This is a genomic window from Paenibacillus sp. JJ1683, assembly GCF_053006485.1.
In genome coordinates, this window is sequence record NZ_CM129820.1 from 4497106 (window position 1) to 4510526 (window position 13421).

General features: G+C 51.0%; 12 protein-coding genes. 3 read left to right on the forward strand and 9 right to left on the reverse strand.

Annotation, left to right across the window (positions count from 1 at the left end; genetic code table 11):
- The first annotated feature begins 33 nt into the window (after positions 1–33).
- Genes efeO through ACUC6J_RS19270 form a run of 3 tightly spaced genes read left to right on the forward strand, consistent with a single transcriptional unit; the run spans position 34 to position 4135 of the window.
- Entirely contained in the window at positions 34–912 is an 879-nt protein-coding gene (gene efeO, locus ACUC6J_RS19260) for an iron uptake system protein EfeO (RefSeq protein WP_016818509.1), read from the forward strand.
- Positions 913–916: 4 nt separating this feature from the next.
- Entirely contained in the window at positions 917–2281 is a 1365-nt protein-coding gene (efeB, locus tag ACUC6J_RS19265) for an iron uptake transporter deferrochelatase/peroxidase subunit (protein ID WP_447249295.1), read from the forward strand.
- Between the two features lie 24 nt (positions 2282–2305).
- Positions 2306–4135: an FTR1 family iron permease gene (locus ACUC6J_RS19270; protein ID WP_447249296.1), complete on the forward strand. Its 1830-nt coding sequence runs from the start codon at positions 2306–2308 to the stop codon at positions 4133–4135.
- A gap of 88 nt (positions 4136–4223) precedes the next feature.
- On the opposite strand, the gene ACUC6J_RS19275 is transcribed toward ACUC6J_RS19270, so the two are convergent.
- The 9 genes from ACUC6J_RS19275 to ACUC6J_RS19315 form a co-directional block, all read right to left on the reverse strand.
- Positions 4224–5504 carry a type III PLP-dependent enzyme gene (locus ACUC6J_RS19275; RefSeq protein ID WP_447249297.1) on the reverse strand — a complete coding sequence of 427 codons (1281 nt, stop codon included), beginning with the start codon at positions 5502–5504 and terminating at the stop codon, positions 4224–4226.
- An 82-nt stretch (positions 5505–5586) separates the two neighbouring features.
- On the reverse strand, positions 5587–6675 hold the full coding sequence (locus ACUC6J_RS19280; protein ID WP_447249298.1) for a Gfo/Idh/MocA family protein: 1089 nt from the start codon (positions 6673–6675) through the stop codon (positions 5587–5589).
- A complete protein-coding gene (locus tag ACUC6J_RS19285; RefSeq protein WP_017427355.1) occupies positions 6672–7823 on the reverse strand; it encodes a hypothetical protein in 1152 nt (383 codons plus the stop codon). The genes ACUC6J_RS19280 and ACUC6J_RS19285 overlap by 4 nt, the downstream gene beginning before the upstream one ends.
- Positions 7824–7840: 17 nt before the next feature.
- Positions 7841–9373 (reverse strand): hypothetical protein, encoded by a 1533-nt coding sequence (locus ACUC6J_RS19290; protein ID WP_447249299.1) that lies wholly within the window; start codon positions 9371–9373, stop codon positions 7841–7843.
- Between the two features lie 49 nt (positions 9374–9422).
- Entirely contained in the window at positions 9423–10235 is an 813-nt protein-coding gene (locus tag ACUC6J_RS19295; protein ID WP_017427353.1) for an ABC transporter permease, read from the reverse strand.
- 1 nt (position 10236) lies between these two features.
- Positions 10237–11043, reverse strand: a complete 807-nt coding sequence (locus ACUC6J_RS19300) for an ABC transporter permease (protein ID WP_016818501.1) — start codon at positions 11041–11043, stop codon at positions 10237–10239.
- Entirely contained in the window at positions 11033–12025 is a 993-nt protein-coding gene (locus ACUC6J_RS19305; RefSeq protein WP_016818500.1) for an ABC transporter ATP-binding protein, read from the reverse strand. Before ACUC6J_RS19305 ends, ACUC6J_RS19300 begins: the two co-directional genes overlap by 11 nt.
- A 70-nt stretch (positions 12026–12095) precedes the next feature.
- Positions 12096–13172, reverse strand: a complete 1077-nt coding sequence (locus ACUC6J_RS19310; RefSeq protein WP_167440939.1) for a BtrH N-terminal domain-containing protein — start codon at positions 13170–13172, stop codon at positions 12096–12098.
- Entirely contained in the window at positions 13165–13410 is a 246-nt protein-coding gene (locus tag ACUC6J_RS19315) for an acyl carrier protein (RefSeq protein WP_016818498.1), read from the reverse strand. Before ACUC6J_RS19315 ends, ACUC6J_RS19310 begins: the two co-directional genes overlap by 8 nt.
- Between the last annotated feature and the right edge of the window lie 11 nt (positions 13411–13421).

Here is a 13421-nt window from a genome sequence, read left to right on the forward strand (position 1 = left end):
GGCCAGTTTGGCCAGAAAGGGTGTTCATTGATTATGAAACTACGTTATGCCGTACCGGCCGGAGTGCTGGTCTCTTCTATTCTGTTTGCAGGTTGCGGACAAGCCGGAACTGCGGATCAGCAGCCTGCTGCAACATCCAAAGATACAGGAGCAACAACACAGACCACGACTCCTGCGGCGACTGCTCCCAATTTTGATCAAGCGGTTGCGGCTTACCGTACCTATGCAACCGAGCAATGCGATACGTTTGTAAAAAAGACGGAAGAATTCACGAACGCAGTCAAAGCTGGCGAGCTGGATAAAGCCAAGGCTTTGTATGCTCCAGCACGTATGTACTATGAACGGATTGAACCGATTGCGGAAGCACTGGGCGATCTGGACCCGAATATTGACGCTCGTGACGGTGATGTGGATGCAGCAGATTGGCGCGGATTTCACCGTATTGAGAAAACATTATGGGAAGAGAACACCACCAAAGGATTGGATGAGTTTTCCGACCGCCTGCTGAGTGATGCCAAGCTGCTGCGTGCCAAAGTAGAAACAGTTAACATTGATGCCAGCTTGATGGTAACAGGTGCAGTCGAGTTGCTGAACGAAGTATCTACCTCGAAGGTAACGGGTGAAGAGGAGCGTTATTCTCATACGGACTTGTACGACTTTGCGGCCAATGTAGAAGGTGCTCAAAAGATTTATGACATTTTGAAAACAGATCTGAACCAAAAAGACGCGGCGTTGGAAAAACAAATTGGTGAGCGCTTTACAGCCTTACAGCAGGAGCTGGCTCCTTTCAAAGACGGCGAAGGCTATGTATCGTATACCAAACTGAAACCGGAAGAAATTAAAAAGCTAAGCCAGAACCTTGATGCTTTGGCAGAACCGTTGTCCCAAATGGGGAAATTGTTAGGAGTGTAATGATATGAAAGGCTTTAAGCGGCAAAAAGGACAAGAAAAGTCGCAGTATGCGGAATCCCGTAATGAACAGTCTGATCTGACAGAAAAGGATGCTCAGCCAGCGGATGATGAGCGATCAGGAAAAGGTAAATCCGTATCACGCCGTGATCTATTGAAGCTGGCCGGGGTAGGCGGATTAGGTCTGCTGCTTGGCGGCGGTGGCGTGGGCGCTGTGCTGTCAGCCAGTCAACGCCTCGAAAGCATGATGACGGAGGCAGATACCAAAGATGTAGTTCCTTTTTACGGCAAACATCAGGCGGGGATTGTAACTCCGGCACAAGATTTTATCTGTTTCGCCGCTTTCGATCTAACGACCCGCGACAAGGAACAGGTGCGGAATCTCTTCAAGGCCTGGACGGAAGCAAGTGCTACAATGACTTCTGGTGTGCTGCTTGGCACCGATAATGAAAATATCAACCTCCCTCCTTCCGATACGGGCGAGGCAGCGGGATTATCTCCGTCCCGGACGACGATCACTTTTGGGGTGGGCCCCTCCTTTTTTGATGGACGGTATGGCCTGGCAGGGCTCAAGCCTGCCGGGTTCCGTGAGTTGCCTCGTTTTCAGGGAGACGCCCTGGATGAGCAATGGTGCGGCGGTGATATCGGAGTGCAGGTATGTGCCAATGACTTGCAGGTAGCTTTCCATGCCCTGCGTAATTTGGCGCGTATCGCCAGAGGAACGGCGGTACTCCGTTGGACGCAGGAAGGTTTCCAGCGGACGGCACAAGCTGATCCTGCGGGCAGCACACCGCGCAATTTGCTCGGCTTCAAAGATGGCACGGGAAACCCGGACACGTCCAAGGCAGACGAGATGAATCGGCTGGTGTGGACACAGACCAATGACGGACCAGCATGGATGGGCGACGGCAGCTATATGGCTGTACGCCGTATTCGTATGCGAGTAGAGGTGTGGGATCGTTCAACATTAGGTGACCAGGAGGATACCTTTGGACGCCATCGCAGCAGCGGTGCCCCACTGGGCAAAAGCAAAGAGTTTGACAAGCTGGATCTGGCGGCTACAAGCCCTGAAGGCAAGCCGCTTACGCCCCCTACCTCTCATGTGGCATTGGCTCATGGGAACGGGAGCATTAATATTTTGCGGAGATCTTATTCCTATTCAAGCGGATTAGACAAACAAACAGGACAGCTCGATGCCGGACTGCTATTCATCAGCTACCAGCGTGATCTGTTCAAGCAGTTCGTTCACATTCAGGAGAAGCTTGCACGCAATGACAAGCTGAACGAATACATTGTACACAAAGGCAGCGCGGTGTTCGCCTGCTTCCCAGGTGTGTCGCAAGGCGGCTACATCGGGGATACGTTATTTTAGCAGCAGGCAAGGAAGGGGATTTATATGAATCGGCGCTATAAAAGCTTGGGGTGGGTGTTTGTGCTGGTGGCGGCTCTGCTGCTGACAGTAACTCCCTTCATATCCGGCTATGGGTCGGCCGTTTTCGCACAATCAAATGCTAAAGCTGTCTCTAATGATCAGCTGATGCCTGTGGTCGGCGGAGCACTGGTGGAGGCGGGACAAGACCAATGGACGGAAGCCTCCAAGGACCTAAAGGAATTCCGTGGTTTATGGGAAGCCGCCAAAGCAAATGGCGGGGATTCAGCCCATATCGCGGCCGTAGATCAAGCTCTGACCGATGCAGAAGAGGCGCTTGCCCATGGCGGCGGGGATTCAGCGAAAGCTGCGTTATCCGTGCTGGCGCGCTCGGTCAATGAGTTCGTGACTGCTGCCGAAGGAGATCAACCGGCTCCCGCCGGAGCTAAAGCAGCGGAAAAACTGCTTCCTATGGCGAAGGGCAGTCTGGCTGCCATGCAAAAAGGCGATTGGGCTGCTGCGCGGGTGGATTACGACCGAATCGTTAAAGCCTGGTATCAGGTGGAGACCCCGATTCGTCTGGACCATTTTTCGGTATACAGTTCGCTTGAAACAAAAATCAGCCTCATTCGCATCTCTATGCAAGCAGAGCCCATACGTCAAGCACAGGCTCTCAAGGAAATGCAGGAGTTAACGACGCTGCTGTCTGATTATAGTCAGGGCAAACTTGTGAACACAGATCAAGGGGCAGATGCAGGCAATGCCGCTGCCGGAGCAGCGAATGGTTCAACAGCTTCCCTCGGCGATGCAGTCACCCTGCTCGAATCCGCACGCCAAGATGTTGTAGCTAATCAGCCAGAGCAGGCCGCAGACAAGGTAGGTCAGTTTATCGCTATATGGCCTTCTGTCGAAGGACATGTACAAATTTCCGATCCGGCGTCTTACACTGCGATTGAAAATCAAATGACCGAGACTTCTGGATATCTTCTGTCTTCCCCACCGAATACGGATAAAGCCTTGCAGACTCTTGATCAGATGCTGGACAGGCTCCGTCCGTTGACCGAGGAACGTTCTTATACTGCATGGGACGCCGCACTGATTTTGCTGCGCGAGGGTCTGGAGGCCATTCTCGTGCTCGCAGCTCTGCTCGCGTATGTCAAGAAAAGCGGCGAAGCCGTGGCTGGACGATGGATATGGGCAGGAGCTGGTACAGGACTGGTGCTAAGCGGAATACTGGCGGTGCTGTTCACCTCGCTGGTGGCAGCTGCTGCATCGGGCAGCATGCGTGAGCTGTTGGAAGGTGTCACCGGGCTGGTAGCTGTTGTGCTGATGCTAACGGTCGGTAACTGGCTGCATAGCAAATCCAATGCTGCTGCGTGGAACCGCTTTGTGGAAAACAGCGTGGGCAATGCGCTAGCACGTGGCAGCCTATGGTCGCTCTTTGCGGTTTCTGCGCTCGCGATTCTACGTGAAGGGGCCGAGACAGCTATTTTTTATATCGGTATGGCTCCGGCCATTGAAACCTCGCAATTGCTGATCGGTATTGGCTCGGCAACGGTTATACTGGTCGTCCTTGCTTTAGCGATCATCAAGTTCAGTGTAAGGTTGCCAATTCGCGCCTTTTTCCTGACCGCCACTATACTGATCTACTATCTCGTATTCCGATTTCTGGGCGAAAGTATTCATTCCCTTCAGGTGGCAGGCAAGCTGCCGGGACACACTGCGTCCTCGCTTCCTTCTATTAGCTGGTTGGGAATGTATCCAACTTGGGAAACGTTTGTCCCACAAGCCCTTGTGCTGATCTTTATGGTATGGCAGCTTGTCCGTCAGGAAATACGCAGCTCCCAATCACGTTAAGTCAATACTACAATGCTGAAAATGTAAAAAACGCCAAATCACAGGTCCGATGGATATCGGCTCCTATGATTTTGGCGTTTTTACATACTTACATCACATCCTCAGGCAACGCAATCATACGCTGATGGTGCAGCAGGTCCGTGCGATCACCGTGTTCACGAATGACATGCACTTCTCCGCGATAATCGAGCAGTTCCGCCGGAGTAGCATGTCCCAAAAAATATAATGGGCTGTAGCTCAATCCATAGGCTCCTGCGTTCGGAAAAGCAATATAATCGCCTTCGCGAATCGGGGGCAGCTCTGCTTTTTTCACAATACAATCCTCGGGTGTACAAAGCGGACCGACAATGCTTACCGTCTCCAGCGCCGTGGAAACCTCTTCTCCCACTTGTCTGCGCATAATTCGCACCGGGTAATTGTCCCTTAAGCGGCGTCCCCGAAAGGTAGCTGAGACGTAGTGATTCATGCCGCCATCAGCCACGACAAACTTCTCTCCCTTGGATTCCTTGGTATACAACGCCCGGCAGACATACATACCTGATTGAGCGACCAAATACCTGCCGCTTTCAATGATCAGCCTAACCCCTGGCATACTGGATCGAGTCTGTTCCGCGAGTGCATTGAGTCCGTCAATGACATGATCCATATCGAGCGGCTGTTCATGAGCAAAATAAGGTACACCAAACCCGCCGCCCAAATTGACCGTATGCATCCCCACACCATACTGATTCTGCACCCGTTCTGCCAACTGCAAGGTATTTGCAAATGATGCTAAAATCTGATCCGCTTTCAGCATTTGCGTACCTGTATATACTTGAATGCCTTGAAAATATACGTGCGGGCAATCTTCCAGCACCTTAAAAAAGTGATCCAGCTGCCCTTCATCAACTCCAAAAGGGCGCGGAACACCGCCCATTTTAATCGTTGCTCCCGACAGGTCATTATCGGGATTGATTCGAACCGCAGCTCTGACAAACACGCCTGTTTGGGCAGCAATGTCCTCCAGTAGACGTAGCTCTCTCACCGATTCAACATGGATGCAGCCGATCCCACAGGCTATCGCCTCGCGCAGCTCGGCTACCGTTTTCCCCGGCCCAGCGTACAGCACATCCTCCGCAGCATACCCGGCCTCCATGGCGACGAACATTTCTCCAGCCGAGGCAATCTCCACACCGCAACCTAACGAGCGCAGCAACCCAGCCAAGGCTACGTTACCATTAGCCTTGAGCGCGTAATGTACACGCACGGCCGGATGTAACCGAGCCAGCAACGAGCTGACGTGAGCATGCAGCGCGTCCCCATCATAATAATAAAAGGGTGTCGGATGCTCGCCGAATCGCTCCAGTAAGACTTGATCCTTTTGATCCATCTGCCGAATCCCTCCTTTCTTTGCTTGGATACTCTGTATTTGGTATTACTCGAATTTCACCGATTGAAAACCACAATCATACTCATATGGCATAGATCGCCTCGCCTGAGCGTGCTGCTTGATGAATAGCTGCCAGCAGTCTGACGCGTTCAGCAGCCTCATGAAATGGAATGGGCTCCGTTTCACCCCGGATGATGCTGCAGAAGGCATCCAACTGATTGACATAATAGTTCATGGGCTCAAAAACCGTTTTGCTATGCGAGGATGTCTGTGATAACAAGGACTGTGCTGCCGTATCTGTTATATTCACCGCGATATCCTTCTTTATTTCCGTCTTGAGTGTCATTTTATAAAAGCCTAAATTCGCCCGAAAGCAATCCTTTAAGGTGACTACTGCCGAATCAAAGGTCAGTACATGAGCACAGCGATAAGGTCGCTCAAATGAGAAGAGGGCAGATGCCTCTAGTCCGCTTGGGTAACGGGCTTGTGCACGAAATGTCCAGTCACAGCCATGAGGGCCATCGAAATCCGATTGACTGTGGAATTCCGCCTGCTCCAATCCAACGGTGGCCTGAAGCAATTGGAGCCAGTACACACCCAGATCCCAAAAGCAGCCCCCGCCCTGCTCCGGTCGGGATCGGTAATTGTCCGCATGCCCTTCTTTTGCTGGAATGCACAGACTCGTCTCTATGGAGCATAAGCGACCATAACGACCCGATTCTACAATTCTGCGCAGCTCACGCTGCCAAGGATGATGCTGTACCATGACTCCCTCCAGCAGGTAAGCGTTGCTCTGTTCGACGATAGCTGCCAAAGGAGCCAGATCAGCCGTCTGCAGGCATAACGGTTTTTCCACCAGCACGTGCTTATGAGCTTGTAAGGCTCTGCCAATCCACTCAGCATGTAAATCGTTGCTGAGCGCAATATATACAGCGTCGATGTCTGGGTCTTTTAACATATCCTCAGCATGTTGATAAACGACATTGACTCCATAACGCTCTGCCATTTCTTCCGCCTTGGCAACCGTACGGTTCGCAAGCGCGGTCACGCGTGCTCCTGCAACATGTCGGATCGGTTCCAGCAACGCACGAGGGGCAATGGCAGAACAGCCAATGATCCCAAAACGAATATCTGGCATCGCAGGTTCTTGCGCAGCCGCGGCCGCGTTCATGATCCCTGCTCCATTCCTGATGGCACTTGAATGCTCTTCACATAGGACTCTATATAACGCGGCGTCCGACTGCGCAGCTCAACGATCCTCCGATGCATTTCCTCCAGAATCTGAGCACTGGCGCCATAGGTTCCAATCCACGTCTCGTAGCGCATGCCTAACCCCAGACGTTCCCATAGATCCGCATTATGCTTCTCATGCACACCAAACGGCTCCAGCATAATCAGCGGAGTAGCTGTAGCGAACGAATCGGTCAGGCTACCGCCACCGGGCTTGCTGACAATGGCCTGGGCGTGACATGCTCGGTCCAGCATGCAATGGTAATCCGGTCCGACCTGATACACCGTTTCCTCACCCATTTTCACCTCTCCGAAAGGTGGAAATGTATGCTCCCCGGCTTCATTTCGTTGCCATGTTCTCCACTGCGGGTCCATCCGAAAATAGCGTATACTGTCCCGCTGTTCATCTGGCTGATCCTGATCATACAGCAGCAGATCCAGTTCCCAGCCCGCTTCTTCCAACCGTCCAACCTTCTCACGGTAGGTGCCCATCCCCCAACCGCCGCCATGTACGAATAAGCGGGATTGCCGTGCTTCAAAAGGGATATGCTCCACTGCCGGGATGTCAATATAGTGGCTGACTCTATTTTTATCGTTTTCAAACAGGGTCGTTTCTCCACAGCCATCAGCAAAATGCGGATGATGCTTGGCTAGATTTTTCCAAGAAGGAGAAGGTGTCGAATCCATATACACGATGTCCACATGTACCGACTCCGGCTCTCTGCGCTTGCGATACTCCTCCAGTACATACATCCAATGACCGGATAAGCATATAAAATACCGCCGATCCTCTTCTATCCATTGGTTCAGCAGTACTTCCATTGCTGCGGGGTCCAGTGAATGACGCATATCCTGCGGAACCTTTTGCGACATTAAGGCCACTGCAAAATTGTCATGGTAAGCTTTCCGACTTTTGTCGACCTTGAGACGGGCCGATTCTGGCAGTACATTTTCAAATACATGGATCGCCGTATCCATGCCCAGCCTGCGAAGACCTGCTTGCAGCAGCAAGCCAGGGGTATAAAAGCCCAATCCGAAACCGGAACACAAAATCGTTACCTTCATAAGCTTCTCCGTACTCTTACGCATGCTTATACGCCTCCCGTTTAATTCAGCACTGTAAAATGTCGCTCTGCCAAAAAACGCTCCAGCTTGGTAGTCAATCGCATTTTTTCCTCATCGCTCGCAGCAACCAGTTCCAAATAAAGCCGGCCTTTGCCTCGTGCCCGTTCATTTCCGTCAGCTTCTTGTTTACCATTCAAATCAGGCTGACTCATGCCGTTCCCTTCTGGTCCGCCATCGCTGGCTCCAATTCCACTTACGCGAACCTGCTTGGCAGATGATCTGCCTCCGCGCCCGGTTGTGTTTCTGCTTGGCGTGGTTGTATGACCTGCAGTCTTGTTCTCACCGTCTCGTCCACCTGTGTTTACATATAACGTATTGGCTCCCAGAGGCATGACACCTTCCTCACGCTCACCTGTGAATAGCAATCCCTCGCCTTTCAGCCCTTCCAGCAGTTCTTCATAGGATAGACTCCCATCATGGGACAGCGAATAATTCGTCAACGTGCCATGCATATTTTTCCCGGCCAGATAGGTATCGAGCTGATGCTTGATCAAACTCATCGACTTTCTGGCATTAATTTCGATAATGGGCTCCAGCTTCCCGCCGCGAAGTGTCATGGAGTCAATACAAACATCGCCATAATATCCATCCTGGTACAATTTCTGTCCCACATCCTGCATCAAGCTAAAATAGCCGTCGCGCTCCAAACGTTCCATAAAAGCCTTGTCTGGCGATAGGGATTCCCGATAGGCGAATTGAGTATTAGCCAGCCATTGCACAGATATAATGTCGACACGTCCATCATCGCTAATCGTGAATTGGCATGAAAAATCCTGCTCTTTCTCCAGAAAAGGCTCCAGCAGGAACAGTACCCGTTTGCCTTTACGCTCCTGTCCACGCAAATACGATACGACCCGGTCCAGCATTTGTGTCGAGGTAATGTGTAGATTGCCTTTGCCCGATACGCCAAAATCATCCTTGATTAAAAAGCTTCCATCCCGCAGCAGTTTACGTCCTGCTTCAGCGACATCCGCAAACGAAGTCACAATATGGCCTGGATTGCGCAGACCTAGATTGCGTTTTAGCTCAGAGGAATAGGTTTTGGCATTTACCTTGCGAATGGTTTCCAGCGGTGGCTGATGCAATGTAATTCCCCAAGCACGTGCGGCCTCCTCCACATGCGGCAACCCCGCAAATGGACTAAGCACACAGCCCTCCAGCTGAGGAAAACCTTCATCGGCATCCGTCTTGCGACTGCTCAGCAGCTCAAAAACGGATGCGGCCGACACATTGCCCGCCTGTTCCATTCCGTCGGTCAAATCCCGTTCATTTACAGCCGGATGAAAGCCCAACTGCGCAATATACTGACGATGTACAGGTGAAATGGCATACCGTGTCAACAAGGCGTCTCCCGGCTGGCAAAAGCTAAATAGCAATTCATCCATAGCCGCTACAATGGCCGAAGAAGACCGGTCAGGCAGGGCGGGCAGGGAAGCTAGCTCGGTATCTCGCCAGTAAGCCTCCGCTTCGAACGTGCCCATATATAAATGACGCTGGTTCGGTATCGCATTCATATGATTCGCTTCCTTTCCTGCTTCATTATGAACCTACTACACGGTAGCCCTACTGGCTCGCGCTCGTATAATCACGTAGAGCAAACTGCCATATCAAGCGGATAATCGCCAGCAGCCAGAGAGGTGCGAGAAATGCCCATAGCATCAAACCGGGTTCCATTTTGCCGAGAATGAACATGGGCGGAAAATTACAGATGACAAACACCGGAAGCACAAACAAGCCAATACGCTGAATCAGGTTACTGTATACGGCCATTGGCACATAGTTTGTCTCGAAAATGCTGTTGGACAGCTCTGTAACCCCATTCGTGCGGATAATCCAGAAGGCCAGCAATTGGGGCAGCAAAAACACGGAGTATGCCGTAAGCACTCCGCATCCGAGCAGCACAGCGAATCCTCCCACGGTTTCCACATCAAATGGCAACCCCAGATGATACCAGCCAATGCCTGTCATGATTCCACCGCCCACGACATTCGGCACAGTATAGCCCAGTTCAAATTGACGCAGTGTCACCATAAATTGCAGCGATACAGGTTTGGTCATGAGCACGTCCAGTGAGCCAGTGCGAATTTTGTCAGGCAGGCTTGTAAAATTACTGTAAAATAATCCACTATAAAATCCGCTCATCATCGTAAACACGCCGATATATAAGAGCATGGCATCGGGAGACCAGCCGTTAATGTCCGTCCCAGCGCGATATGGAAGCGATGCGTATAGCAGCTTGATAAACAAATAAGCGGTTTCAACCAAGCATGCACTTATAAAATTAGTGCGGTATTCCATTTGCGACATGACGGAAAACTGGACAAATTTCCAGTACAGTCTGAGGTAACGTCCAACGTTTCGAAAAACATTTTTCATGTTAACCTCCCACCGAGACAAAGCGTTTGACTCCGGCTTGCCACACCCAGCGCGATACGGCCGCCAGCACTGCAATCCAGATCCATTGCACGCCAATGCCTTCAGCGGCTTCCAGCACAGTCAGCTTGCCCGTCAACGCATTCACCGGAAAAAATACGGTATAGCTGAACGGCAGCAGACTGAACAAACGGGCCAACGCATCTCCAAAAATCGTCAGCGGAAACACAGTACCGCTAGCTACATAAATGACAAGCGACACCGTATAAAAAAGTCCCGCCGATTCTGTCATCCAAAAAGCTATGCCACTCAGCGCATAATAGACCACAAAATTAAGCACAAGTGCTCCCGGCAACGCCAATATGTAAAGCAGGATGTACGATAGCTCGAAGCTAATTTGTCCTTCCAGGCTAAGGCATAACAGCAAAATAGCAGCCGCCAGCAGCACAACTGCGGACTGTATGACTTTGCCTCCAATAAACCGGCAAAAACGGTAGGCAAAATAATGTACAGGCTGTACCATGAATTTTGCCAGTCCACCTTCCTTGATATCTGTAGCAATTTCGTATTCAAAGCCTGTAGCAATCAGTTTTCCAGTTACTCCCGCCATAACCACATACACCAGCATTTCCGGCAGAGAATAGTCCACCACTCTTGCTTGTCCTGAAGAACCAAATACCGCAAGCCAGAGAAAAATTTGTGTCATGATCGGTAGCATAAATCCCGCCATTTGTAGCCAATAATTGGCTCGATACTCCATTTCGTTTTGCATACCAAGCTGGAGCACCTTCACATATTTGTTATTTCGCATCGGCCAGCCTGCCCCCATCATACAAATTGGCTATCCCCTCTTCCAGCGGGACGTCCTCAATCGTAAAATCAACGACAGGCAGTGCATCCAAAATCTTTTTGGACCAAGTCAACGTATCTTCTGCGTCCAGCTCAAATACCGCCTCCAGCTCCGAGTTGGAGCGAAGCTTGCCGAGCCCCGCCAACGTCAGGTTGGATACAGGAGTCTCCAGTCGAACCTTGAGCAGTTTACGAGCACCCATGACCTCATTCACCTTGTGCAAGTCTCCGTCATACACCAATCTGCCCCCACTGATAATGATGGACCTAGTGCATAAATCCTCAATGTCCTTCATGTAGTGGCTTGTCAGCAAAATGGTCGTCCGGTGTGTACGATTATAAGCTTTGAAAAACTCCCGAATCCGCCGCTGAGAAACAAGGTCCAATCCGATGGTCGGCTCATCCAGTAAAATGACTCGTGGGCGATGCAGCAGCGCGGCGATTAGTTCCATTTTCATACGCTCGCCGAGCGATAGTCGCCGCACCTGCACATGAAGCTGCTCCTCCACCCCAAGCAGAGTGACCAGCTCATCCAGCGCCTCTTTATAACGGTTATCATCGATTTCGTAGATAAGCTTGTTCAGCTCGAACGACTCGCTTGCAGGCAAATCCCACCAGAGCTGGTTTTTCTGTCCCATTACGATGGAAAACTGACGTTTAAACTCCTTTTGGCGCTTCCACGGGGTAAAGCCGAGTACCGATGCCTCCCCGTCTGTGGGATGGAGAATGCCGGACAGCATTTTGAGCGTCGTTGTTTTGCCCGCCCCGTTTGGGCCAAGAAATCCGACAATCTCACCTTCCTCAATGCTAAAGCTAACATCCTGCACAGCCTTTTTGGTCAACTGTTCACGCTTAAACAAATTTTGTAACGATTTGCGCACGCCCGGCTCCTTTTTGTAGTACGTAAACGTTTTCGACAATTGGTTTAATGTAATGGACGGCAATGAATTCCCCTCCTCTTTCCTCTGTGCGTGATACCTGGATGAACATGCCTGATATAGCCGAATGCTTAGACTACTCGGCTGCTTGCTCAGCTAAAATCATCAATTCCTCCAGCATATGGCGCTGTCTTTCAATCAATTGCAGAGCCCGCTCTGTAATCTCAGGCATCCGATGCTTGCGCAGTTGGAGTCCTGTTTTGTAAATATGCAGATTAAGCTTGTGCCAATCCCTGTGAAGTGCCTGCGCCAATTCAATGACATGCTGGGTTTGCGGCCCAAGCGTATCTTGATGCAGCCGGCAATAATCAGCTGTATAATCTGTCAAATGAAGAGCGCTGCCTAATCGCAGATTGTAATAGATTTCATGACAGTACGTCCGAAACTCCTGATCCTCCATGTCTTCTAACAGATGGAAGTCATCGACAAATGACCGGTAACCTGCATCTCCCCGCTTGACCTGCTGATCTGTTGCAACTTTCTCACCCGTCACATACTGACGAATATGGTAAGCACACGCAGCATGCAGCTCCCTTGGCGAAAGCGGGACAGGCTGCTCCACTAGCCATGCATACTCAATAATGCCCTGCATGAGGTCGTCGAGCCGGGCTGAGCCCACATAAGTCATCGCATGTCCCGAGGAATCGAGCAGGAAGCTATCATTCACCTGTGCCGTCCGTTCTTGCAAGTCCAATCCGCACAACTCAATCACATGGCCCCTTGGGTAATTTTTCACATATACGTCGTGATAGGTTAAAGCGGTGCTGGACGTATGCAGCATCGTACCATAGCCGGATGTGAGCACCTGCAACAGGTCGGTTTCATTGCTGACTCCTTCGATCCACGGTTCTACCCGAATAACCGGTCCGCCACTGGCGGCCATTTCTTGAAGCTGCTCCGGATATTTCTCCGGTCCGAAGCGCTTCAAATCTCCACCATACTCTGCGCACATACTCCCACACAGCATGAACAGCTCAGCTTCCGCCATGTTCACCCCATACCTCCGCAATGAAGTACGCAGGGAAGAATATACACAATGTTTCCCTGGGAGAGCGTTTGCGATTTCTTCTGCACTATGGTCAACTATGGAATCATGACGAGTTCCCATATCGGATTGCAGCCTAGGTCTTGTCTGTTCAGCGCCCTTATGCATATTTGCCCAGCAGACGCTCAATGCCTTGCAATGTAGACAGATGCTCCAGCACCAAATCGTCGTCCTCCATCGTAATATCAAGCTCATTTTCTAATTCAACAATTAATTCAACAGCAGATAAGGAATTCAGCCCCAAGGTTCGCAGATCCTGATCCGGAGTGAGCTGTTCCAGCTCGCCGGGAGCCAGCTTCAAAACCTTTTCCAGTAAAGGTACTACATGGTATACGTCTGTTTTCATTCTCGATTCCC

Excerpts from the sequence above, each read along its gene's own strand:
- ACUC6J_RS19310 (WP_167440939.1), bottom strand. The coding sequence starts at position 13,172 with ATGCATAAGGGCGCTGAACAGACAAGACCTAGGCTGCAATCCGATATG.
- ACUC6J_RS19290 (WP_447249299.1), bottom strand. The coding sequence starts at position 9,373 with ATGAATGCGATACCGAACCAGCGTCATTTATATATGGGCACGTTCGAA.
- ACUC6J_RS19280 (WP_447249298.1), bottom strand. The coding sequence starts at position 6,675 with ATGAACGCGGCCGCGGCTGCGCAAGAACCTGCGATGCCAGATATTCGT.
- ACUC6J_RS19300 (WP_016818501.1), bottom strand. The coding sequence starts at position 11,043 with ATGCGAAATAACAAATATGTGAAGGTGCTCCAGCTTGGTATGCAAAAC.
- ACUC6J_RS19275 (WP_447249297.1), bottom strand. The coding sequence starts at position 5,504 with ATGGATCAAAAGGATCAAGTCTTACTGGAGCGATTCGGCGAGCATCCG.
- efeO (WP_016818509.1), top strand. The coding sequence starts at position 34 with ATGAAACTACGTTATGCCGTACCGGCCGGAGTGCTGGTCTCTTCTATT.
- ACUC6J_RS19315 (WP_016818498.1), bottom strand. The coding sequence starts at position 13,410 with ATGAAAACAGACGTATACCATGTAGTACCTTTACTGGAAAAGGTTTTG.
- ACUC6J_RS19285 (WP_017427355.1), bottom strand. The coding sequence starts at position 7,823 with ATGCGTAAGAGTACGGAGAAGCTTATGAAGGTAACGATTTTGTGTTCC.
- ACUC6J_RS19295 (WP_017427353.1), bottom strand. The coding sequence starts at position 10,235 with ATGAAAAATGTTTTTCGAAACGTTGGACGTTACCTCAGACTGTACTGG.
- ACUC6J_RS19270 (WP_447249296.1), top strand. The coding sequence starts at position 2,306 with ATGAATCGGCGCTATAAAAGCTTGGGGTGGGTGTTTGTGCTGGTGGCG.
- efeB (WP_447249295.1), top strand. The coding sequence starts at position 917 with ATGAAAGGCTTTAAGCGGCAAAAAGGACAAGAAAAGTCGCAGTATGCG.